Source organism: Staphylococcus sp. Ze2 (assembly GCF_048568365.1).
GTDB lineage: Bacteria > Bacillota > Bacilli > Staphylococcales > Staphylococcaceae > Staphylococcus > Staphylococcus xylosus.
In genome coordinates, this window is the sequence record NZ_CP183486.1 from 2573784 (window position 1) to 2598627 (window position 24844).

Consider the following 24844-nt stretch of genomic DNA (forward strand, 5'->3'; position numbering starts at 1 on the left):
AGAACTATCTAACCATGAACACGCGATTGTGTTATCATAATATAAAATAATACTGGGATACCAAGTAAAGCTAAAATAATACTAGCTGGGATTTGGAAAGGATCTAACAACCTACTTCCCAACCAATCTGAGAGTACCATAATTGTACCACCTATTATCATGTTCAGTACCATTTGTTGACCTAAATTATAATGCACACTGTTTCGTCTTACAAGTTGAGGAATAACCATTCCAATAAATCCTATAACACCCACATATGCCACAATAACTGCAGTCATAATTGAAGCAATTAACAATAAAATATACGTCACGCTTTTCACACTTAGTCCTAATGATTGCGCACGTAAATCTCCAAGTTGTAATAACTTTATTTTAGAAATCATACCGAATAGTATTATCACACTTATTAGGGTTACAACACCAATATAAATGACTTCATTGTACTCTGCAGATGAAAATCCGCCAAACATATAATTTACTATATTCTTCATCTTACTTTGATTAAATATAATCAAAACATATAAAAACGCATTAAATAGTGCCCCTATCATAATTCCAGCTAATATTAATGTTCTAATTGGATAGCCTTTTGACATAGCTGTAGTTAAAGCAATAACTAAGATTAGTGTAATTATACTGAATACTACTGAAAATATTGGCAACCATATAAATGAAACACCTAAAACAACAGCTAAACCCGATCCAAACGTAGCACCACTTGCAAGACCTAAAGTGAAACTATCTGCTAAGGGATTATTTAGCAAAGTTTGAAACATATGTCCCGCTAATGTTAAACCTACTCCTGCAAATAATGCTTGCAACATTCTCGGCATTCTCACTTGATATAAAATTGTTTGGGATAATGTATCGTTCACATGTCCAATCCCCCACACCAAACTTAATAAAATGCTCGTTATAAGAAGTATTGACCATATGATGATTGCTTTATAATATCTCATTGCTTTCTAAGCCACGCTTTCACTTACATATTTCAACTATTACAATACCACCTGTAATCCATTAACACTATATTTAATCGTATGTTTTTCTTAAATTATAAAAAGAGAACGAAACATAACTCTAAACTTTTGCTTAGGTTTACATTCCGTCCCTCACGACTAACTAACATTTTTCACATTCTAGCAAGGAAGTATGTAATACTCAACATATTACGCATCAGTTATCATGTTTAAAGCTCCTTATGATAATTACAACCTTTTCTATACTTATTATTTATAAATTGCATCTCTTAACGCTTTCAATCCGTCATCGATTCTCGGGCCTGGACGTGAAATTTGATCTCCATTTATCGCTTCAATGTTATTCTTTTTTACCGCATTAATTTCATTAAAACCGCCACGTTGATCAATAACTTTCTCGTATTCTGATTTTGAAATTCCCATCGTAGATATCAAAATATCAGGATTCTTCTTAATGATATCTTCTTTACTAACTTTTTGCCATCCTGTTAAATTAGAAAAGCTGTTATCTACTTTTAATTGATTTAGCATATCATCAAAAAATGTTTCTTTACCTGCAGTATATATTTCTGGTTCAGATGATACCTCCATAAATACTTTTTGGGCTTTAGCATTTTCAGGAATCGTATCTTTAACTTCTTTAATATTTGATTTTGTTTCATTTACAAGTGCCTTAGCCTCTTTATTTTTACCAGTGACATCCCCTATTTGATAAAATGTTTTATACATTTCATCAATGGATTGAGCATCTTTGACATATACAACTTTCACGCCATTTTCCTTTAGTGAATTGAGTATTTTACCACTCGTAGACTTTTGAGATTCATGCGCCAAAATCAAATCAGGTTTAGCCTTCAACAATGCTTCTTTATTTAATTTCATCGCATCAAATTGTTTTTTATCTTTTACTTCTTTCGGATAATCATCTACAGTTGAAACACCAACCACTCTGTCTCCTAAACCTAATTCATATAAAATTTCAGTGTTACTTGGTATCAACGATACAATTCGTTTATAATTATGATTTTCTGACTGCTCATTTTTTTCTGATTGATTAGAATTTGTACCACATGCTACTAAAAGCATAGACATAACAATAAAAAGACATACTATTTTAAATTGCTTTTTCATTTCCTTAACTCCTATTATCAATTTTCTTTTATCATACCAAATCCCAATACATTTTTAATTATTTTTTTGTAATATTTTGTTTCAAATTCAGACAGATATTGACATAATTTCATGAAGATAGCGGACAGTTTCCCAGTGCTTCACATAAAGTTTTGCTCTTATATCAACGTAATTGAAACAATATGAGCAAATCACAATTTTCACATACAAATCTTTTTTAATTAAAATCATCGTACGAAGTATTTTTCTAAAAAATCAACTTTGCTTGTTCCACCACCATTAAAGTATGCTTTACCAAAATTATCTAATAGTGCATGAAATTCATTTGCATCTTGATTAGTAAAACTATCTGGCAGTGCGACATGTTTTTTAAGCTTTTCGTAACTCGTAGTATGATCATAACCCAATTTATAATATATTCTTCGCGTATAACTGTCCGGTATAAATTCAACACCACCAAAAATATAGACAAGTAAAACATCTGCCGTCTCACTCCCAATACCTTTTATACTTAACAATTCTTTACGAAGATTTTCTTGAAAATATTTGTTAATGGCTTCATAATCAAAATCAAATTGCTCTAACCATCTAAATAAAGCATGAATCGTTTGTGCTTTACTTTTGTAAAATCCACTAGATCTTATAACCTTTTGCAAAGTTTCAATTTCTAAATTTAGTATTTGTTGGGTTTCTAATGAAGTCTTATGTTTAAGAGATTCAATTGCATATGCAGCATTTCTCCAATTCGTATTTTGAACTAAAATTGCTCCTAACATAATTTCAACTTTTGTATCGGCAGGCCACCAACCTTGTGGACCCATGTGATGATATAATTTACGATATAACGTTTCGGTGTCTAAATTCACTTGAATCTTCCCCTAAATATGTTTGATTTTCTTCAAATTTTAACACAATAAAAAGAGCTAGCACGATTTATTATTTTTTTAAGTAAGCTGACATCAGCACACTCAAAAATAACAAATTTCATACTAGCTCTCTTTTATTTACTCATTACATTGATTCTGGTGCAGTCACACCAACTAAATCAAGCGCATTATGCAATGTAATTCTCACTGCATCTACTAAAGCAATAAGCGCTTTTGTCTTATCTTCATCATCTGTCAGCACTTTTTCAGCATTATAAAACTTATGGAAATGTGAAGCCAAATCTTGAATATAGTTTGTAATTCTATGTGGCGCTCTATTCGTAGCAGCACTTTGTATTGTAGTCTCAAATTCAGCAATTTTTTTCAACAAATCAATTGCTTTGTCATTTGTAATAAGTGAATAATCTGCGTCTTTAGAAGGCGTAATACCTCTTTCAGCCGCTTGTCTCAATATAGAACAAATACGCGCGTGTGCATATTGAGCATAATAAACTGGATTATCTTGTGATTCTTGTTTAGCAAGTTCCATATCAAAATCAAAGTGTGTATCAGGGCTACGCATTGTTAAGAAATAACGAGCAGCATCTACGCCCACTTCGTCCATAATTTCACGTAACGTAATAGCATTACCTGTACGTTTGCTCATTTTAACTTCTTTTCCGTCTTGCATTAAACGCACCATTTGCATAATTTGTATCTCAAGACGTTCACTATCCACACCAAATGTTTCAAGCGAAGCTTTTAAGCGATTGATATAACCATGATGGTCAGCACCAAATAAATTGATTAAAGTATCATTACCACGCTCAATTTTATCAAAGTGATATGCAATATCTGGTAAGAAATAAGTGTAATTACCATCATTTTTGATTAATACTCTGTCCTTATCATCCTTAAAATCAGTAGTACGTAACCATGTAGCACCATCTTTTTCGTAAGTATAACCAAGTTCAGTCATTTTATTAAGCACTTCTGTGATTTCGCCTTTTTCATATAAAGTCGTTTCACTGAACCAACTATCAAAATGGGTATTAAAATCAGCTAAATCTGTTCTTAATTTTTCCATTTCATAATCGACGCCTAATTTTCTAAATGTTTTAATACGCGTTTCTTCATCTAGATCTTTTAATTCTGGCTGCTTTTCAGCTAAATCTTTACCAATATTAATAATATCTTTTCCGTGGTATCCGCCCTCTGGCATTTCAAATGAGTAATCACCAAGCGCTTCAAAATAGCGTGCTTCAATAGAACGCGCTAAATTGGTAATTTGATTACCAGCATCATTAATGTAATATTCTCTAGTTACATTATAACCTGCTGCAGTTAAAATATTAGCCAATGTATCACCAACAGCCGCATTACGTGCATGCCCAATGTGTAGATCTCCAGTTGGATTTGCAGACACATATTCTAGTAATATGTTTTTACCATTTTTTTCTTCTGTGCTTCCAAATTCAGTGCCTTTATCTATAGCTTCTGAGATGATAGCGGTTAGATAAGCATTATCTAAATAAAAATTTATAAAACCAGGTCCAGCAATTTGTACTTTTTCAACATTTGCTGCAGTTGTATCTAAATGGTCTACGATTGCTTGGGCAATTTCACGTGGATTACGTTTCGCAATCTTGGTTAAAACCATTGCAATGTTCGTTGAATAATCACCATTAGAAGTATCTTTAGGGATTTCAACTTTAATTTCTGGAATTTCACTTGCGTCTGCAAGTTCTGCTTGCTCTATACTATGCTTGATTTCTTCTATCAATATTTGTTTCACTTGATCAATTATATTCATTTACGGCGTCTCCTTATAAATAATTTCATATTGGTAAGAACCCATTTTTTCTTCATCTTGAATTAAATCATAATGCACTTTTAACTTACCGCCATCATCTAATACAAAATGTAAAATAGAGTGTGTACGTACAGTTAACGGAATTCGACCACCACTAATTTCGTATAAAGTAATTGTATCCTCACCTTCAACAAAATGAAGATTCATATTGATATCACCTTTACGAATAATTTTCACACCAGTTTCTTCAATTTTAACTGTCACATTGACAGTCATTTCATTAACTTCTTCTTGATAACGTATAAACTCAGCGTTTCGTTTTTGCCATGTGCCTCGTGTATTCACATTAAATTTTTCTTTATTATCAAATTGTTTAACAACTTGTTTAGTTTGGATATTAACATTGTTTTCCAATGTACGTTTCACCCTAATCTTTTAAAATAATACACACCATTATAGCATACTTAATATACGCATTACAGTTGAGAAAACGATTTTTATCATAGAGTTATTTTCTTTAAATAACGTATATCTATACAAAATAAAGAAATTATATAGACAAACTCCTACGATTGTATACGTATAAAGTAAATCATATCTTTTTAGGTATAGGAAAAGTTAGCACAGTAGAAAGTAACTGCGTATCAATATTAAATCAAACTTTCACTTAATTTAATATAGCGAAAGGGAGATAGCAATACCTTATTTAAAGGTTTAGCCATCTCCCGATATCATTAATTATTCGCTTTTAAAGTTTCATGTAATAGTGCTGTAGAATTACGCCACATATCTGCATCATGTGATTCAAGAAATTCTCTTAACACAACTTTATTTTCTTCACCAATATGATCTATTTCGATTTGATGTTTCATTGATTTATCCATCATATTAACATGTTCAGGCATACTCTTATACCCTCTACGAATACTCTTATTTACTAATAAGTAGCAAGCTGTAACACCGGCATAGTAAGGTCCATTTTCTCCTCTTTCAGTTGTAACCCAACATAGCCAATATGGCTTCGCTTCGTCACCTTCTACTACTTCTTTTTCTTTAATCCATTTAACGCCTTTTTCAACGCTCGAACGTGCGTGCATACCACCTATATCAATAAAAGCCTCTTTATTTTGTACATCTATAAAGACAGGCGCTACGTTGTCTAAACTTATTGAGCCTATATTTGTACCCTTATGCCCGTCTAGTGGATCATTTTTGATAATATTGAATTTAAACCCTTTATTTTCAGCCATTATCGCACACCTCCCGCATTTTCATTAAATTTATAATAGTTTTTGAACTTAATCAATTATTGTCTACTAAATATTGAGTTTAACAGTGATGTTTTATTGTGTTAAGTATATACGTAAATCATATGCAATTTAGCTGTATATCTGAAATCTCATTATAACTTTTAATTTCTGCTAAATTATTAGATTGTTATTACTTAACGCTATATTTGCTTACTTAATCACATGTTAAGTAAATGTAACAACTCCACTTAAAGCTAATTCAACTCATCTAAAATGCTATTAATAGCATTCTTTATTTGGTCATCTTCTATTTGAGAAATTAATTCTTTAGGATAATACAATTTATAATCTTCTCTATTAATGCCTGTAATACTATGGATAACTAGCGATTGGCTACTTATTTCCCGAGTCTTACCATTTCTTTTTAGCAGATGGATTGGTTTTCTATCAGATCCTGGTCTGTCGTAATCATATGGTAAATCTGAAAAAGACTCACTTACGAAATAATAGTTTGGATCAATCCCTGCTTGAATAAATAAATCCGTTAATTCTGTAATCGTTATAATAGAGCCATCAAATGGCATATATTTAAATAAATCGCGATTAATGAAACGACGAGATAAGTCACTCAATATAGGGTCGTCTTCATTAATCCAAGCTTTTAAATAATATAATACAACCGCTTCATCTAAATCAACGTATTGCTCAATTGTCATAGTCTCTTCAAAGAAAGGTATGAAATCAGTCGGATACATTTTAAATGTGTAACCTTCGTTATACAATTGTTTCGCTCGTTTTAAGCAATTATTTAATAATACTTCGCCACCTCTACTTACCGGATGAAAGTATATTTGCCAATACATTTGATAACGGCTCATGATAAAATTCTCAACGGCGTGCATACCACTCTCTTTAATAAGAACCTCATCTTTAGAAGGTCTCATCAGCCTTAATATACGTTCCATGTCAAATTGTCCATAAGATACGCCTGTAAAATAAGCATCACGCTGTAAATAATCCATTCTATCTGCATCAATCTGAGAAGATATCATTGAGATTACTAATTTATTTTCATGTGTTTTGTTAATTACATCAGCTACTTGTTGCGGAAAATCCTCTGACACGCGTTTTAAAACTTCGTTAACTTCAGTTGGTCCAGTGATTATCGCTTGTGTAAAAGCTTCATGATCTGTATTAAATATTTTTTCAAAACTATGTGAAAAAGGTCCATGTCCTAAATCATGTAATAAGGCTGCACATAAGGCTAATGGTCTATCATTGTTATCCCATGCCTCTCGTCCATCAAATGAATCATCGATTATTCTGCGCACGATTTCATATACACCAAGTGAGTGACCAAATCTACTATGTTCAGCTGTATGAAATGAGAGATATAATGTACCTAATTGCTTAATTCTTCTCAAACGTTGGAACTCTTTTGTCTTGATTAAATCCCAAACTACTTGATCTCTTACATGAATGTACCTATGAATGGGATCTTTAAACACTTTTTCTTCTGGTAATTTTTGTGTAGCATATGTTGTAAAAGTCAATGTCATTCTCCTATCCATATCTATGCTGCGCAGCTTATTTTAATGTTTTACGCATTAATGCCAAATCCATTGCTTCTCCATACATTACATGCGTGTATGAACGGAGTCTTTCAAAGCCTTTTTGCTCATAAAATGACACTGCTTCATCATTTTTATTATCGACTTCCAAAAAGACTTCGTCATATTCACCTTCAAAATAACTCAATCCTTCAGTCAACAATTTCGAACCATAACCACGGTGTTGCCACGATGGCCTCACATAATGTGCAGATAAAAATAATTCCGCGCCATATATGAATGTTGCAAAACCAATAATCTCATTATCTTCTTCTACGACCAAGAATAATTGATCTTCTAATCGTTTAAGTAAGTGTTGACCATTATATGAAGCAGCTAATAGCTCATTGACCGTTTTAGCTGCGTAAATATTCAAATAAGTGTTATACCAAGCTTTCGTTGCTACATCTCTGATGCCTACAACATCATCGGGTGTTGCTCTTCTAATTTCTTGCATGACGCTCTCCCCCTATTTAGATAGGTAATAATAGCTACATTATAACATAATATTTGTATTCAAAATACTTTATCTAGCTTGATACAAATAGTTTGTTATAAGCGCATTTTCATTTCGCTCATCTATTGCTTATGTGATTAAAAAGTCCGAGACACGTAATTATGTCCCGGGCTTAAACTATTGATTATATATTTATTAATGCTGTAATGTCTGTTGCCACTCTTGGGCACGTGTTAATGCGTATACATCTTTTTCTATATCTCCAGGTCTTTCTGCTGTACCTATAATATAGCCTGATAAGCTCGCGCCTAAAAATTCCAAACTATATTTAACTTGTGTAATACAAGGTTTAGCTTTGACTTTAGGGCAATCTCCACCCACAATAATCAATCTAAAATCCTTTTCTGCCATTTTTGCTTTAAAGTCTTTATATCTTGGATCCATCAACGTTTCAGACCAATGATCAATGAACGCTTTCATTGATGCTGATAAGCTATACCAATATATCGGTGAAGCAATAATAACTGTATCACTTGCTAACACTTTATCTATAATTGTTTTGTAATCATCTTCGTATGATTCTATAGTGGTATTATCGTGTCTTACGTCTCTCACAGGATTTAATTGATGTTCTGTTAAGTCTATCCATTCGTAGTCATACCCAGCTACGGCCATCTTAGTTAAATATGCAGTATTTCCATCTGGTCGACTGCCCCCGAATAACACTGTAATCATAATAATCTCCTTCTACTACTAATTTAAAAATACATCACATGAAAAATTATAAATATACAATTTCATATTTGTTCTAAACTTAATTAATAATCCTACACTAAAAAGTCTAGTTTATAAACAGTTTAATGAAAATAGATTGAAAAATTAAATTATTTGCTCAAAATCAGAACCTTAACCTATATTATAAATGTATATTTTTAGAAATAAAGTTATAAATATAAAAATAAGACAAACTAAATTCTAGCTTGTCTTATTGTATTTATTATTTCACAGGAAATAATTCTTCTATTTTATTAATTTCGTCTTCAGTCAATTTCACATCTAATGTCGTTAAATTATCAACTACTTGGTTTGGGCGTTTTGCACCAGGTATAACAATATCTAAAGAAGGTCTAGTTAAATAGAATGCCAATACAATGTGTGCTACATCTACTCTATGATTATCAGCAATACCACGTAATTGATCAACTTTAGCTAAGTTCTCTTTATATCTTTCTCCTTGAAATTCAGGATTTTTTGCACGAAGATCATCAAACGTTGTGTTTTCATTATATTTTCCAGCTAATAAACCTGAAACTAGTGGGAAATACGGAATAAATGTAATATTATTTTCGCTTGTGTAATTAAAAATATGTTCATTTTCACGGTTTAGTAAATTATATTCCATTTGTACAACATCTACATAGCCATCTTTATTAGCTTCTTTTAGTTGCTCTAAATTAAAATTAGACACACCAATCGCTTTAATTTTACCTTCATCTTTAAGTTCTTTTAAAGCAGCAACCGCTTCATCCTTCGGCGTGTTATCATCTGGGAAATGTATATAATAAACATCTATATAATCTAATTGCAGGCGTTTTAAACTTTGTTCAACTTGATCCTTTAAAAATGCAGGATCATTTGACATTTTAACATTGTTATCATCATCAAAATAATGTGCGCCTTTTGTAGCAATAGCATACTCTTCACGTGTGAATTCTTTTATAGTTTCTCCTATTAATTCTTCAGAACGCTTTGGCCCATAGATAAACGCTGTATCAATCAATGTTATGCCATTTCTAATTGCAGTACGTACTGTTTCCATACCTTGTTCTTCATCCAGGTCATTATATAAATTATGCCCACCTACAGCATTAGCTCCAAAAGCTATTGGATTTACTTTAACATCTGATTTTCCAATTTGTACTTTTTTAGTCAATATTACCAACTCCTTCGCAAAAATTTTAAAATTCACTTTATTAGTACGCTTGTTACTTAGATTTGTCATTTATAATCAGTTACTATTTTAAATAATGAGAATAATGATTCACATTCTTCTTTACCCATTTTAAACAATTTTAATAATGAGAAATATGATAATTTAATCTATTTCAAATTTAGCACGATATCATTGTGAAATTAAATAAATTTGCTTATTAAACAACTTAATTTTGTAATTCATTAATATCAAGTCATCTCAAATAATAATTATGGTTTAAATAATTTTTAAAATTTATCCATAAAAACACCCTAAAGCCAGAAGTTTAATTCTAACTTTTAGGGTATTCCTTTTACTCTTTATTTTTTAATATGCTAAATCCGTTTTATGTAATTACTTTATAAACTCGTGTAACTTATTGCGTACTTTTCCGTTTCGCTAATTTCTCTTTAAGCTTTCTATCTTGCTCTTCTTTACGACGTTTACGCTCTTCATTACGTTTTCTCAAACGTTCTTCTTCTTCAGGATCTCTTGGTTTTTGTAGTTGTTTTACTACTTTTTCCATGAGCTCATCTTCTGAGAGTGCCGCTAACGGACGATTATTAACAAAAGCAAACGTTTTACGTCGGCCTGGGCCACAATATGACTGACAACCGATTTCAATTTCAGCGTCAGGGTCTAATTTAGTCAACTTTTTTTCTAAAGTTTTGCAATTTACAGCTTGGCAATCATCACAAATCAGAAATTTATTTTGCAACTATACCCTCACCTTCCTTATCATTGACTTCCACATATCCAAATAATTTATAATAGCATTAATTTTATCTCATTTAAGATTACATATATCTCATGCAACATTTTTATTCTATGTCACTTTCCATTTACAACTCTAATTATTTTACCCTTTTTAATAAAAATTTCAAGTTCTTAATTTCATGCTTTAAAAAAACAGCACTTTAATCCTCTTATTCGGATTAAAATACTGCATTCGCTCTAATATTCATTATTTATTGACCATGATAAATATTAAATTCAAGTGGTTTCACTTCATTATCTAACCATTCTTGATAAATTAATTTTTTCTTCACTTTATTGTCGATAATTGTAATACCACAATCACCACCGCCTGCGCCTGATGTTTTAGCTGCACCACCGTATTTTTCGGCTATAGAACATAAAACTTTTAAATGCGCTGTCTCAATATCAATCGTTGCCTCTTTATCCATCGATTGAATGATTTCACGGTTTGTACGAATCATTTGCTGTACGCCTTTAATGTGATTTGTTTTGAAGGCATGAATCAGTTTTTCTACACATAAATGTGAACGCTCTAAGAATTTCCCGTAAAATGTAGGGTCTGATTTTAAGCGTTTAACTTCACTAACAAGATGATGTGATGACGCAGGAGAGCCTGTCCAACCAATTAGCACTTCCATATTTTCAGGAGGCTGCAACGGTTCAATATGTAGGCCTGGCCAGTTTTTATTTAATACTTCATTGACCGAAGTGTCCTCTATTTGTTGTGAAACCCACTCATGATCAAATGTACTATATGCTAGCCATCCTGTATAAATACTTACAGCAATGTCTCCACAAGAACTTAAACTTTGTAATTTCATATTAGCAATCACGGCTAATTTATAAATATAGAGATTGGATAAATGTGTCTCATAAAATTCATTTAATACTTTTACAACTGAAACGAGCACAGCTGCACTAGATCCTAACCCATACTTATGACCATTAGCATCGTCCAGATTACTATCTATCGTTAAATTAAAATGCTTTAAACTAATATTGTTACTGCGAACATACTGCTCAAATACTTCAATCGCAGTAATGACATACTTCAATTGTTTAGCAGCATGTACATCTGAAACAACGATTCTATCTTCACGTCTTTGGAAAGTCACAGGTTCATGGTGTAATGTTTTTGAATGTATTGTGCCTTGAGAAGCACTAGAATCTTCAATAGTAGCTGTTACAAATCGATCTACTGCAATTAATACAGATTTATATCCAGGTTCAGTAACAGCATATTCACCTGCAATATATAGCTTACCTGGTGCTTTGACTTGAATCATTTTATCTCTTCCTTACTCAATAATTTCAACGCCTGTGCCTATAATATCACTCGCAATGATTTGTGCTTCGTCAAATGATTTATGTAAGGCATCTATTACTGCTTGTTGATTTTTCTTTTCAACTAAAATTTTCACATTAGGACCAGCATCCATTGTAAAGTAACAAGGATAACCCGCTTCACGACATTGATGTACGATATCCATTACAAGATAACTATCATCTACCATATATGTAAATGGTGGTTGTGCCCCTAAGTTCGTTGCATGCATACGTAAACCATTTGCCTCTATAACTTCACCTAGTTGCTTAAAGTCTTTTTGATTTATCGCATGTTTAACTGCTGATATATCTTCATCTACATGATCCAACCAATATTGATAAAATCGAGATGTATCGCGTGTATGTGACATACCAGCACGACTAGATACTTTTTTAGATTTATTATTGATTACTACAAATATCATTGCTAAGTCATTTTCCCAATTGTCTGCTTCAACAGGAAAACTGTATGATGTTTCATCATCATGACCTTTTTCCCATTCTACAAAGCCACCGTAGATACTTCTTGATGCTGATCCAGAACCTCTACGAGCTAACCTAGATAATGCTTTACCCGTTAATCCAAGATTTAAAGCCTTGTCACACGCAGCTGCTAATGCGGCATACGCACTTGCTGAGGAAGCTAGCCCTGCAGCAGTTGGTACATAATTGTCACTTTCAATATATGCATGTGCAGATGTACCACCTATTTCTCTGACGATATCCATAAATTTACTTATCTTAATGGCTTCGTTTTCTTCAACTACTTCACCATTTAAAATAAGCGTATCTTTAGTATAACTCTCATCAAAAGTAACTTTTGTTTCAGTATAAAAACGATCTAATGTTACAGAAAGGCTATTATTCATCGGAATAATATAAGTTTCATCAGCCTTCCCCCAATATTTAATCAGTGCAATGTTTGTATGCGCACGTGCTTTACCACTATTGACCAACCTCATTACCCTCCTAAGTATTCAATCCACGTATGATGTGCACCTAAATCTGTTGCACATTTAGCGATGTTCTCTGCTATTTCTAAATCAGTTGCTAGTACAATCATACTACCACCTCTACCACCACCAGTTAACTTACCAGCAATAGCACCTTGTTGCTTACTTTTTTCTAGTATTTCTTCAATCTTCTCATGACTTACAGTTAATGTTCTCAAATTCTCCTGACATAAATTGAATACAGAGGCTAATTGTTTGAAATCATGGTGTTCAATTGACTCACTTGCTTCATGTACAAGTTTACCAATATGCTTTACATTTTGCAGATATTTATGATCTTCTTTACATAAATTATGTACATCTTCTACTGCTTGTTTCGTAGAACCACGAACGCCTGTATCGATAACAACCATATAGCCGTTTAAATCTAATGGCTTTAAAGTTTGTACTTGTCCTTGTTGAAACCACACAGGCTTATTGGAAACAATAGTTTGTGTATCAATACCGCTTGGTTTACCGTGCGCAATACGCTCAGCCCAATTCGCTTCCTCAATTAATAGTGCATCGGATAACGGTTTTTTAAGATAATCAAAGCTTGCACGCACAAAAGCCACTGCCATAGCAGCACTAGAACCTAATCCTCTAGAAGGTGGTAAGTTTGTATCAATCGACACTTTTATAGGCGTTTTAATACTATATTTTTCAATAAATCTTGTAATTACTGCTTTCAAATGTTCAGGTGCCTTACTTAATTCACCTTCAAATACTTCACTTTTGATAAAAGAAACGCTTGTTTCCTTCAAAGATTCAATTTTTGCTTTTACTTTACCAGTCGTGAATGGAATTGCAATTGCTGGTTCACCAAATGTTACAGCATGTTCACCAATTAATATTACCTTACCATTCGCTTCCCCGTATCCTTGTTGTGCCATATTTTCAATCACCTTTAGTATTTTCTTTAAATTGTATTTATATGTACTTATTTGTACAGTTCAGGCTTCTATTCTTTTATCCCATAAAAATGCATTCATCACTTAAATTATATTTCCAAGGAAATCTTTTGTTTTCATTTTATTAATAATGAAAAAGAAGTCGTATTTAAGTATGCGATTTTTTAAATTCAGATAAAATTCATTAGCATTAAACATTTTCATTATTTTTGCAAACATCATTTTATATTATCTCACAAATTCTATATAATGCCATACGACTCTGGTCATAGTTTATCAAATTCTATAAACTAAACCTGTCCTCATTATCATAAAGACCTATAAATGATCATCACAAAAATTAATACCAGATGCTAATTCATCTTCATACTTACTCATTATAAAACGCCTAGGCCATATATTCAAAAACTTACATTGAAAATAGCCAAATTTATTAATTATTTGTTTTTTAACCATACTTTCACTATATTACTTATTTCATTTCTATAATTCAACAGATTTAAAAATCTATTGCTATAAATCTTATTTAATTTAACAAAATAAAAAAAGACTAGTATGCATACTTAACCTTTAAGTACCCATACTAGCCTCACTCTAATCTAATTCATTGTTTGATTGATTTTAGCATTACGCTCTATCATTTTTTCAAAATAACCTTCATATAATTGCCACTCTTCATCAGTGATTGGCTCCATGTTCAAGCGCCCACCTAAATCTTTGATTGCATACAACAATTGGAACATCACATCTTGGACTGTTATCTTCTTATTTAATAGCGTTTCTAAAGATGCCATACAAGATGGTTCAATATTGGGGTAAGTAAACTTAGTTTCTTCACCTTTTAATGCACGTTCATAAAATGACTGCATCATCTCAGCTCTTTCACTGCCGTCGCCTTCTACACAAAGGTAAATTTGAACAGCAATACCACCACGAACACGTCTTTGTGAAATACCGGCAAACTTTTTACCATTAATACTCAAGTCAAATTTACCTGGGCAGTATGACCTTGTGATTTCATGTGTCGCTATTTCAACATCTTCATCTTCAAACATTTTAGCAATTAATAAATACATTACAGAAAAAGCTTCATCAATTGTTATATCATGTTTCCCTTTAAAAATTAATGATATATTTAGCACACCTTGATCTAAGACCACACCTAGTCCACCCGAGTTTCTAACAATCGCATTATAACCACGCTCTTCTGTAAGATAACGTATACCATCTTGCAAATAAGGTAACCTTGAATCATGAATACCTAGTATTACAGTGTGTTGATGTACCCATGTACGAACAACACTACATGATAAATCTTTTCCTACACTTTCAGAAAAAGTATCATCAAATGCAAATGATTGCATAGGCGCCAAACCTGAAGAATGATCTATATAACGCCAATCAGCGGCATTAAAATATTTGCTTGCTAAATCCATTATTGTAATGACTGCGCAGCAGTAATGATTGACAGATTATATACGTCTTCTATTGAACAACCACGTGATAAATCATTTACTGGTGAATTAAGACCTTGTAATACTGGACCGACTGCATCAAATCCACCAAGACGTTGAGCAATTTTATAGCCTATATTTCCAGCTTCTAAACTTGGGAATACGAATACATTTGCATCGCCTTGAATTTTAGCGTCTGGCGCTTTTTTCTTCGCAACTTCTGGTACAATTGCTGCGTCAAATTGGAATTCACCATCAACAACAACGTCTTCAATATTGTCAGCTTTAATTTTCTCTTGAGCCATGTCTACAGCGTTTGAGACTTTCTCAACATCATCTGATTTAGCAGATCCTTTTGTTGAGAAACTTAACATTGCAACGCGTGGTGACATTCCGAAACTTTTAGCAGATTTAGCACTTTCAACTGCAATTTCAGCTAAATCTTGTGCTTCAAGTGTAGGGTTAATTGCACAATCACCAAAAATATATTGCTGGTCGTCTTTAATCATAAAGAAGATTCCTGAAGTTTTAGATACACCAGGTTTTGTTTTGATAATTTGTAATGCTGGGCGCACAGTATCTCCAGTAGAATGAGCAGCACCACTAACAAGTCCTTCTGCTTTACCAGTATAAACAAGCATTGTTCCGAAATAGTTAACATTTTTCAACATTTCTTGTGCTTGTTCTTCTGTTGCTTTACCTTTACGACGTTCAACAAAAGCAGTTACTAATTCTTGCTTTAATTCACTTGTTTCTGGATCAATGATTTCTAAATTAGCAATATCTAAACCTTTGTCATTAGCTAAAGCTTTAACATTTGTTTCATTACCTAATACTACAGGTGTCACATAGTCTGTCCCTTGTAATTGTGTTGCCGCTGTTAGTACTCGTTCATCTTCCCCTTCAGGTAAGACTATTTTCACGTTTTTTCCTGAAAGTTTTTCTTGTAATACATCTAATAAAGACATAAGGGCCTCCTCAAATTTTCAATTCTTTTTATTTTACGAATACCATTATACGTTATTTTTTCTTAGAATTCCATGTCACCAATTTGTAATCATTTACTTATGTTTTAACACTTCCTTTATGGTAAAATTTTGTAGTGAAGACATAGAAATTTTCATAAAAGGAGAGATTTAAATGCCACAAGCACCAGAAACATTAGATGGATGGTACAGTTTACATTTATTATATGCGATTGATTGGTCAAGCCTACGTTTAGTGCCGAATGAAGAACGTCAAAATCTCGTACAAGAGTTACAATCGTTTTTAGACAAACATGAATCAGCACGCGCAAATAATACTGGTGACCATGCATTTTATAATATAACAGGTCAAAAAGCAGATATTCTTTTATGGGCATTACGTCCAGAAATGAAAGACTTAAATGCCTTTGAAAATGAATTTAACAAATTAAAAATCACTGATTTCTTAATCCCAACATATTCATATGTTTCTATCATTGAATTAGGAAATTATCTTGCAGGAAAATCTGATGAAGATCCTTACGAAAATCCTCATATTAAACCAAGATTATTCCCTGAATTACCACATTCTGAATATATCTGTTTCTATCCAATGGATAAACGTCGTAACGAAACATACAACTGGTACATGTTACCACTTGAAGAACGCCAAGAGCTTATGTATGCACACGGCAAAATCGGTCGTCAATACGCTGGAAAAATCAAACAATTTATTACTGGCTCAATGGGATTCGATGACTTTGAATGGGGTGTAACCTTATTTGCAGATGATCCATTACAATTCAAAAAAATCGTCTCTGAAATGAGATTTGATGAAACGACAGCACGCTATGGTGACTTCGGTAGTTTCTATGTAGGACACATTGTTAAGAAAGAAAGTTTACAAGACCTTTTTTCATTATAAATATATGAAATAAGAAGAACAGAATGAGAACTAATTTGCGTAAATGCTACTAACTCATTTTAATAAATACACATTATGATTAAAAAAGATCTCGTCACTAGATTAACTAATGACGAGGTCTTTTAATTTTGAGACAAGGGTTATGCCCCAGCGCTCAATTTATTGTAGTGTGTTTGGGAGAACTTTAGTCACTACTTAATTTAAATATTAACTGTTTATATTGTCGCTACTCAATATATGTCTGTAACAGTTAACTAATACTATTTTAACCTATTTGAAACATTTGAAACATAAGCGCATTAGAAAGATTGTGCAAAATACATAACCCCCCCTTATATAACAAGTTCAGAGCGATTCTTATAACAAAATGTAATAATAAAGTGTTACAATAAAAATTATTAATTCAATAACTTATTCCCACGCTATGAGTACGGTTCAATAGTGTTGGTTAAATACATTTTTATTTGGTGATTAAAATGACAATTTATAATCAAACAATCGAGAGCTATGATGAAAAAATGGCAAAAGATGTTATTATGCTCGCAGGAAGAATTCTATTAGAATCAGGCGCAGAAGGTTCACGCGTAGAGGATACGATGACAAGGATGGCTTTTACTCTAGGCTATAAAGAGAGCAATAGTTTTGTTACGAATACTGTCATCAATTTTATGCTACATAATGAATCTTATCCAAGGATTTTTAGAATTAAAACACGAGACACAAACCTACTTCGCATTTCAAGAACAAATGGCATTTCTAGGCGACTGGCACTTGGCGACATCTCTTTAGAAGACGCATTTCAAGAATTACAAAAAATATACAATGAACAAAGCATTCAAAACTATTATCTTTTTTACAAATTTATAGCTGCCGCAATTATTTCAATCAGCTTTTTATATTTACAAGGTGGTTATTTAATAGATGTTTTTACCGCTTTAGTAGCTGGGTCTTTAGGCTATATCGTAGTAGAATTATTACATCAAAAATTGCACGCTCAATTTATTCCTGAATTTATGGGGGCGTTAGTAATTGGCTTAACTACAATTATAGGACATCATCTCATTCCAGGTGGTTCTATCGCCACTATTATAATTGCCGCAGTTATGCCGATTGTACCTGGTGTATTAATCACAAATGCCATTCAAGATTTGTTCGGTGGACATATGTTGATGTTTACCACTAAATCATTAGAAGCGCTTGTCACAGCTTTTGGTATCGGAGCTGGCGTTAGCACAATACTAATTATTTTTTAGGAGTTATGTCTATGTTTTGGATATTAAATTTTATATTTAGCTATACCGCTTCCCTCTTTTTCGGTGTAATATTTGATGTTCCTAAACGTCTATATAACATTGTCGGACTTGTTGGATCTTGTGGTTGGATGGTTTATATTTTATTTTATGATGGCTTATCTGCTCACACGATTTACTCTAGTTTCTTTGGAAGCCTTGCTTTAGGCTGTTTAAGTCATATCATGGCTCGCGTTAAAAAAGAACCCGTTATTATCTTTATGATTCCAGGGATAATTCCATTAGTTCCAGGAGGGCTAGCTTTTGATGCAACTAAGAATCTGGTACTGTTAGAGTTCAGTAAAGCTATAAATACAATGTTAGAAGTCACACTTATAGCTGGTGCAATAGCTTTAGGGCTGCTCTTTGCTGATCAAATAGCTAAACTAATCGTTTCCGGAGCAAAAATACGTAAAAAACGTGTATGATCACTACAATAGACACATAAAAGAAGGACAGTACATGGTATACTGTCCTTCTTTTTATATAATTAAATTTTTACTATTACATGCTAACTACATATTTTTACGAGAAGTAATAACTATTGATTCGCTTTTTCTGACTTATGTTCATTTATTAGATCTACCACATCATCTTCTGAACGATTTAAAATCAATCTACTTAATTTATCGTTGTCCATACGCTTCAGTTTTGGATAGCGAACTATAAAGAAGATTAAACCAATCACTAACCAACCACCTAAAGCAATATATGAAGGTCCAGATAATGACGCTGGTGAACCAGGAACTAATAATAATAATAAGAAAATAAATGATACGATTGAGCCTAAGATTGCTAATATTTTATAAACAGGACTGTACGTATTGCTAGATTTATTAAAACTAAATAACCTAGCAGCTGACAGACAAGTAATAAAGTATGCAATAGATACTCCTGTTGACGACATATCGACAATCCAAGTCAATGCCGTACGACCTAACCACGGTGCAATTAACGTAATCGCAACTAAGAAGATAATTGCAATATAGGGTGTTTTATATCTATTATGCAACTTACTAAATACTGATGGCATAATACCTGAACGGCCCATAGAGAATAACAAGCGACTTGAGCTCATTAAGAAGCCATTTAATCCAGTGAAAATCCCCATAATAATAGCAATTGCTAACACTGCTAAACCAATATAGCCAAAGGCTTCTTGTGTTACAGCACCTGTTAACCATAAGTTTCCATTTAAACTCGTCGCTGAAGTGCTTAACCAACTAGTGTATAATATCATCAATACATAGGTAAATGCAGCAGCTAATAAACTATATACAATAAGTTTGAATGTTTTATTAGGCGAAAAATCAAATTCTTCAGCTGTCTGTGGTATATTATCAAATCCAACATAAGCCCATGGAGCAATTGCCACAATCATTATGATGGAAGTAAACCATCCCTTACTTTCATTAGTTAATGGTTGTAAATTTTCAAAAGAAAAGTTATTACCAAAAAAAGAACCAAAAAATAATAATATTATTGTAATAACCATTGCTACACAGAAATAGTATTGTAGAGACCCTGAAACACTTGCACCTTTAATTGCTATAAACATAAAGACAATTAATAATAATGAAGCAATCAGAATTTCAGTGATATACACATCCCATCCTGCTATCGTATATAATTTACCAGTTTCTAAAATATCAGGTAGTAAAAATTTAATTAATAAACTAAATGCTGTGGCATTTAATGCAACCACACAAATATACCCAAATGTTAAGAACCAGGATGAGAAGAAACTCACGTATCTCCCAAATCCTAAAAAGCTAAATGCAAAGGCTCCGCCCGAAACAGGAAAACGTTCTACTAATGCACCGTAACTTACCGCAATGAGTATCATTAGTAATGCACCGATTACAATACCTATCGCAGCAGAAATTGGGCCTGATTGACCTATCCAGTCACCAGGTAATATGAATGCCCCCCAACCGATACACGATCCATAGGCGATTGCCCATACAAACTTCTCAGATAAATTCTGTTTTAAATCTCCTCTATCTATCTGTTTTTCATTTTGACTCATAAATAAAATTCACCTCATGGAGTGTATTATACCCATAAGATGAATTCTATAACAATTATAAATTTATAATTTAATCGTTGCTATAACTAACATTAGCCAGCCAGCAATAAATAGCACACCGCCAATTGGTGTAACCGCGCCTAATATGCGAATTTGAGTTAAAGCTAAAATATATAATGAACCACTGAAAAATATAATACCAAAGAATAGTAACCAACCTGCCCAATTGACATTCATCGATGTAGTACCACTAATGATACCTATCGCTAATAATCCTAGACCATGATACATCTGATAAGTTGTCGCCTTTTTCCAAATTGACAAGTATTTTTCTGATAGCTTATTTTCTAATCCATGTGCACCAAAAGCACCTGTACCTACTGCCATCATTGCATTAAGTGCGCCTAAAATAATAAACACTTTCATCATGTTAATTTCCATCCTTCCATTATTTAAAAATCAAAGATTGAGTCGCCATTTCCTATTTCATCATCAGTAACCAATTTATTAGAATTTAATCCTGTGTCGGTCGTTACATTCTGATTGGAACTATTTGGAACTTTTCCACCCATCGCTCTGATTTCATTTTCAGAAATATTCGATTTAGTATTTCCCTGTTGTACTGTTGATGATTTAAAAGAAGATGATACATTAAAACTATTGTCACTATATCGTTGTTTATTAGAACGAGTTTCAGTAACTAATGATGTTAATGTATGAATCGCATATATATGCTTTTCAAAATCAGTATTACTTTGAGCTTCGTCCGCTTGGACTAGCTCCTGTTCAATCAATTGAATAATCTTTTCTTTTTCCATGTATTAATCCTCACTCTCACACCAATTCACTGGTTGAATGCCATTTGCTTGTAAATATTTATTTGTCAGAGAATACGGTTTTGATCCAAAGAACCCACGATATGCTGACAACGGACTCGGATGTGGAGACTGAATAATATGGTGTTTCGTAGTGTCTATCAGCTTAATTTTCTGTTGCGCGGGTTTCCCCCATAAAATAAACACGACATTTTTCAATTGTTCAGATACCGCTTTTATCACTTCATCAGTAAAGACTTCCCAACCAATATTTTTATGAGAATGCGCTTCCCCTTGGCGAACCGTCAAAACAGTATTTAACAATAAGACACCCTCACGCGCCCAATCCTGTAAATGTGGAGATTGTCTTACACAACCGATATCATCTTCAAGTTCTTTATACATATTTCGCAAAGAAGGAGGAAACTTAGCATCTGGTTGTACTGAAAAGGCTAATCCATGTGCTTGATTTGGTCCATGATAAGGATCTTGGCCTAATATAACCACTTTCACTTGTTCAAAAGGAGTTAAGTCAAACGCCTGATAAATATTTTCCTTATCTGGATACACCACTTCAGTAGTATATTCTTTTTCTAAAAAATCATGCATAGCAGTAAAGTCATGTCGCGTAGTTATATCATGAAAAACATCCGACCATTCCATATCGTCTCACCTCATTCATATAGTAACATAAAGAACCACTTTTTTGCTTTAGCAAAATTAGTGGTTCTTACACATGAGCCTATGCTCAGGTGATCCTCTCTCATCTATCTCGGTAACGAGATATTAAACACTTTTTTGCTTTTGCAAAATGAGTGGGTCTTACACATGAGCCTATGCTCAGGTGATCCTCTCTCATCTATCTCGGTAACGAGATGCTAAACACTTTTTTGCTTTTGCAAAATGAGTGGTTCTTACACATGAGCCTTGCTCAGGTGATCCTCTCTCATCTATCTCGGTAACGAGATACTAAACACTTTTTTGCTTTTGCAAAATGAGTGGTTCTTACACATGAGCCTATGCTCAAGTGCTTACTTCGTTTATTAATTTAATGACTTTTACTAATATAAATACTATTAAAACCTTTGCAACCTTCTCAAAGCCTTATTCAACAACACCTCATTATTTAGAATACACGTTAAACATGGTATGATAAGTGCAAAAGATATTTAGGAGTGAAATTAAATGGCATTAAAAAAAACATTAACGATTGCCGGTTCAGATACTAGCGCTGGAGCGGGCATGCAAGCTGATTTAAAAACCTTTCAAGAATTAAACACATACGGCATTGTAGCCCTAACTTCAATCGTAACAATGGATGAAAAAACATGGTCACATGATGTGTCACCAATTCCATTTGATGTATTTGAAAAACAATTAGAAACAGCAATTTCAATCGGTCCTGATGCAGTAAAAACAGGTATGTTAGGTACACAAGAAATTATCAAACGTGCCGGTGAAGCATTTGTTGAATCTGGCGCGGACTACTTTGTTGTAGATCCAGTAATGGTATGTAAAGGCGAAAACGAAGTACTAAACCCTGGTAACACGGATGCAATGGTAGAACATTTATTACCAAAAGCTACTGTCGTAACACCAAACTTATTTGAAGCTGGTCAGCTTGCCAATTTAGGTACTTTAAAATCAATAGATGATATGAAAAAAGCTGCAAAAATCATTCACCAACAAGGTGCAAAACACGTTATTATTAAAGGTGGTAAAGCATTAGACCAAGATAAATCATACGACCTTTACTTTGATGGCAAACAGTTTTATCAATTAACAACAGATATGTTCCAACAAAGTTATAATCATGGTGCTGGTTGTACATTTGCTGCCGCTACTACTGCATACTTAGCAAATGGCAAATCACCTAAAGATGCTGTTATCGCTGCAAAAGCATTTGTTGCTTCAGCAATAAAAAATGGTTGGAAAATGAATGACTTCGTTGGTCCAGTTGATCACGGTGCATTTAATCGCGTTGAACACATAGATGTAGAAGTTACAGAAGTTTAATTAAATAAGAGACAGAAACACACCTTAAAAGAATACTAATAATGAGGTGTGTTTTCTTTGTATATTATGGAAGGTTTTGAAAAATGAATAATGAACAATTATATAATACAAATTTCAAACAACCTATAAAGCCGAGACAAATACGCGCTATTATTTAAATATTCAAATAATATACGACAATAGTCTGACAAAAAGTTGATACTGTAGACTCATGTATTTACTTTGTTTTTCTATTAATATAATAAGTGTAGAGAGATAAAGGAGGGCATCACAACATGATTATCTACAAACAAGCTTTTGAAAATGGTAACCCAATATATGAAATTATCACCAAGACTTTCAAAACAATTTCTGTTAAATTCGATGAAAATTTCAACATGAATGAATTATATAAGTTACTCTCTCTACTTGAAAATGATGTTGATAACATGAAGTTAAGTTATTAAGCACATTTTCTATACATCGAAGACTATGCAGAAAATGCAATATGAAGAATTCAGAATTTAAGCTATACAATTAACTCCCCTTTAAGAAATATGAAGTTAAAAAAGCAAAGCATGTATAAGTTGTCCCCTTATACACACTTTGAACACACAACCCTATAAACACTCACCCTAAGTGGTACATAGTTAGACAAAGATTGTCCCCTTTGTTTGCTTGGAGAGCAACCTCGAAGCAGTTCTAACTGATGTACCACTATTTTTATACATATAGCAATTTAAATTCTTCACAAACAACGATAATAGATTCGTTAAACGTCAATCCTAATGACTCATAATAGGGCTTAAAGAAATCAATATGTGCTTTACGCCAATATGCTAACGACTTGTCCCCTTCGCCTTCTAAGTAGGCATGATGCTCTGTTACTTCATTAAAAGGAGTTTGATAAACTCGTGTTGTTTGAATTACACATTGGGGATGTCCCTTTTCATTTAAGATAACACTAACTTCTCCTACTTGAGGTAGTGGTTCATCTTCCACTTTATAGGCTTCATAACCACTTGTCGTAGCAGTTTTGTCACCTTGTTTTACTAATTTAGCTAATTCATCTTCATCAACACCAAAAGACCATGCTTCAAATTTAATTCCTTTATATTCTGGAAATGCTTCAATAAACTTTCTCCAATACTGTTCAACTGTAACAGCCATATTCATCCTCCTAAATTTTCTCAATTCTCCTTAAGATAACATAAAAAAACAGTCCTGGACATTGAATGTCTGGAACTGTTTAATCATAATAGACAATTGATGACTAGAATGAACATAAGTAGTATTAATCTTTTC

26 protein-coding genes are annotated in these 24844 nt (G+C 32.9%); 5 read left to right on the forward strand and 21 right to left on the reverse strand.

From position 1 onward, the window contains the following. Positions 1-8: 8 nt before the first annotated feature. From ACM591_RS12180 to pta, 16 genes are all read right to left on the reverse strand, one after another. Positions 9-959, reverse strand: a complete 951-nt coding sequence (locus tag ACM591_RS12180) for an iron ABC transporter permease (protein WP_326026815.1) — start codon at positions 957-959, stop codon at positions 9-11. Positions 960-1229: 270 nt separating this feature from the next. Then, positions 1230-2111 carry an ABC transporter substrate-binding protein gene (locus tag ACM591_RS12185; RefSeq protein ID WP_135059065.1) on the reverse strand — a complete coding sequence of 294 codons (882 nt, stop codon included), beginning with the start codon at positions 2109-2111 and terminating at the stop codon, positions 1230-1232. 227 nt (positions 2112-2338) lie between these two features. Further along, the gene (locus tag ACM591_RS12190; protein WP_029377811.1) at positions 2339-2977 is read right to left on the reverse strand and encodes an endonuclease III domain-containing protein; all 639 of its coding nucleotides are present in this window, start codon (positions 2975-2977) and stop codon (positions 2339-2341) included. A gap of 145 nt (positions 2978-3122) precedes the next feature. Beyond that, positions 3123-4790 (reverse strand): arginine--tRNA ligase, encoded by a 1668-nt coding sequence (gene argS / locus ACM591_RS12195; protein ID WP_326008749.1) that lies wholly within the window; start codon positions 4788-4790, stop codon positions 3123-3125. Continuing rightward, positions 4791-5204, reverse strand: a complete 414-nt coding sequence (locus tag ACM591_RS12200) for a DUF1934 domain-containing protein (protein WP_029377813.1) — start codon at positions 5202-5204, stop codon at positions 4791-4793. It lies immediately after the preceding gene. A 320-nt stretch (positions 5205-5524) separates the two neighbouring features. Next, a complete protein-coding gene (locus ACM591_RS12205; protein WP_326026817.1) occupies positions 5525-6040 on the reverse strand; it encodes a YwhD family protein in 516 nt (171 codons plus the stop codon). Positions 6041-6294: 254 nt separating this feature from the next. Beyond that, on the reverse strand, positions 6295-7599 hold the full coding sequence (locus tag ACM591_RS12210; protein WP_326026818.1) for an HD domain-containing protein: 1305 nt from the start codon (positions 7597-7599) through the stop codon (positions 6295-6297). Between the two features lie 28 nt (positions 7600-7627). Further along, complete coding sequence (locus tag ACM591_RS12215; protein WP_029377816.1) at positions 7628-8107, reverse strand: GNAT family N-acetyltransferase; 480 nt, start codon at positions 8105-8107, stop codon at positions 7628-7630. A 195-nt stretch (positions 8108-8302) separates the two neighbouring features. Continuing rightward, positions 8303-8842, reverse strand: a complete 540-nt coding sequence (locus ACM591_RS12220) for a flavodoxin family protein (protein ID WP_029377817.1) — start codon at positions 8840-8842, stop codon at positions 8303-8305. A 262-nt stretch (positions 8843-9104) separates the two neighbouring features. Next, the gene (locus tag ACM591_RS12225; RefSeq protein ID WP_081224861.1) at positions 9105-10040 is read right to left on the reverse strand and encodes an aldo/keto reductase; all 936 of its coding nucleotides are present in this window, start codon (positions 10038-10040) and stop codon (positions 9105-9107) included. Between the two features lie 415 nt (positions 10041-10455). Beyond that, positions 10456-10797: a DUF1450 domain-containing protein gene (locus ACM591_RS12230; RefSeq protein ID WP_029377819.1), complete on the reverse strand. Its 342-nt coding sequence runs from the start codon at positions 10795-10797 to the stop codon at positions 10456-10458. Positions 10798-11047: 250 nt separating this feature from the next. Further along, positions 11048-12124, reverse strand: coding sequence for a phosphomevalonate kinase (locus ACM591_RS12235; protein ID WP_029377820.1), 1077 nt, complete (start codon positions 12122-12124; stop codon positions 11048-11050). Positions 12125-12136: 12 nt separating this feature from the next. Continuing rightward, positions 12137-13120: a diphosphomevalonate decarboxylase gene (mvaD, locus tag ACM591_RS12240; RefSeq protein ID WP_029377821.1), complete on the reverse strand. Its 984-nt coding sequence runs from the start codon at positions 13118-13120 to the stop codon at positions 12137-12139. 5 nt (positions 13121-13125) lie between these two features. After that, the gene (gene mvk, locus ACM591_RS12245; RefSeq protein ID WP_029377822.1) at positions 13126-14049 is read right to left on the reverse strand and encodes a mevalonate kinase; all 924 of its coding nucleotides are present in this window, start codon (positions 14047-14049) and stop codon (positions 13126-13128) included. A gap of 617 nt (positions 14050-14666) precedes the next feature. Next, positions 14667-15503 carry a lipoate--protein ligase family protein gene (locus ACM591_RS12250; RefSeq protein WP_029377823.1) on the reverse strand — a complete coding sequence of 279 codons (837 nt, stop codon included), beginning with the start codon at positions 15501-15503 and terminating at the stop codon, positions 14667-14669. Next, positions 15503-16489, reverse strand: coding sequence for a phosphate acetyltransferase (pta, locus tag ACM591_RS12255; protein ID WP_029377824.1), 987 nt, complete (start codon positions 16487-16489; stop codon positions 15503-15505). The genes ACM591_RS12250 and pta overlap by 1 nt, the downstream gene beginning before the upstream one ends. 172 nt (positions 16490-16661) lie before the next feature. Between pta and hemQ the strand changes: the two genes are divergently transcribed. From hemQ to ACM591_RS12270, 3 genes are all read left to right on the forward strand, one after another. Then, positions 16662-17411 carry a hydrogen peroxide-dependent heme synthase gene (gene hemQ, locus ACM591_RS12260; RefSeq protein WP_029377825.1) on the forward strand — a complete coding sequence of 250 codons (750 nt, stop codon included), beginning with the start codon at positions 16662-16664 and terminating at the stop codon, positions 17409-17411. A gap of 482 nt (positions 17412-17893) precedes the next feature. Beyond that, positions 17894-18664 (forward strand): threonine/serine exporter family protein, encoded by a 771-nt coding sequence (locus tag ACM591_RS12265; RefSeq protein WP_326026831.1) that lies wholly within the window; start codon positions 17894-17896, stop codon positions 18662-18664. 11 nt (positions 18665-18675) lie between these two features. Continuing rightward, positions 18676-19128: a threonine/serine exporter family protein gene (locus ACM591_RS12270; protein WP_029377827.1), complete on the forward strand. Its 453-nt coding sequence runs from the start codon at positions 18676-18678 to the stop codon at positions 19126-19128. Between the two features lie 113 nt (positions 19129-19241). Here the strand turns inward: ACM591_RS12270 and ACM591_RS12275 are convergent, their stop codons facing one another. The 4 genes from ACM591_RS12275 to ACM591_RS12290 form a co-directional block, all read right to left on the reverse strand. After that, entirely contained in the window at positions 19242-20729 is a 1488-nt protein-coding gene (locus ACM591_RS12275) for an APC family permease (RefSeq protein ID WP_029377828.1), read from the reverse strand. 63 nt (positions 20730-20792) lie between these two features. Further along, positions 20793-21155: a DUF423 domain-containing protein gene (locus ACM591_RS12280; RefSeq protein WP_326026832.1), complete on the reverse strand. Its 363-nt coding sequence runs from the start codon at positions 21153-21155 to the stop codon at positions 20793-20795. Between the two features lie 26 nt (positions 21156-21181). Next, positions 21182-21547, reverse strand: coding sequence for a DUF5327 family protein (locus ACM591_RS12285; RefSeq protein WP_029377830.1), 366 nt, complete (start codon positions 21545-21547; stop codon positions 21182-21184). Positions 21548-21550: 3 nt separating this feature from the next. Beyond that, positions 21551-22207, reverse strand: a complete 657-nt coding sequence (locus ACM591_RS12290) for a uracil-DNA glycosylase (RefSeq protein ID WP_029377831.1) — start codon at positions 22205-22207, stop codon at positions 21551-21553. A 522-nt stretch (positions 22208-22729) separates the two neighbouring features. Between ACM591_RS12290 and thiD the strand changes: the two genes are divergently transcribed. Together thiD and vraX are read left to right on the forward strand one after the other, a co-directional pair. Next, the gene (gene thiD, locus ACM591_RS12295; protein WP_029377832.1) at positions 22730-23560 is read left to right on the forward strand and encodes a bifunctional hydroxymethylpyrimidine kinase/phosphomethylpyrimidine kinase; all 831 of its coding nucleotides are present in this window, start codon (positions 22730-22732) and stop codon (positions 23558-23560) included. 275 nt (positions 23561-23835) lie between these two features. Next, on the forward strand, positions 23836-24006 hold the full coding sequence (gene vraX, locus ACM591_RS12300) for a C1q-binding complement inhibitor VraX (protein ID WP_017723548.1): 171 nt from the start codon (positions 23836-23838) through the stop codon (positions 24004-24006). 256 nt (positions 24007-24262) lie between these two features. On the opposite strand, the gene ACM591_RS12305 is transcribed toward vraX, so the two are convergent. Then, entirely contained in the window at positions 24263-24709 is a 447-nt protein-coding gene (locus ACM591_RS12305) for an ASCH domain-containing protein (RefSeq protein ID WP_029377833.1), read from the reverse strand. Positions 24710-24844 lie beyond the last annotated feature (135 nt).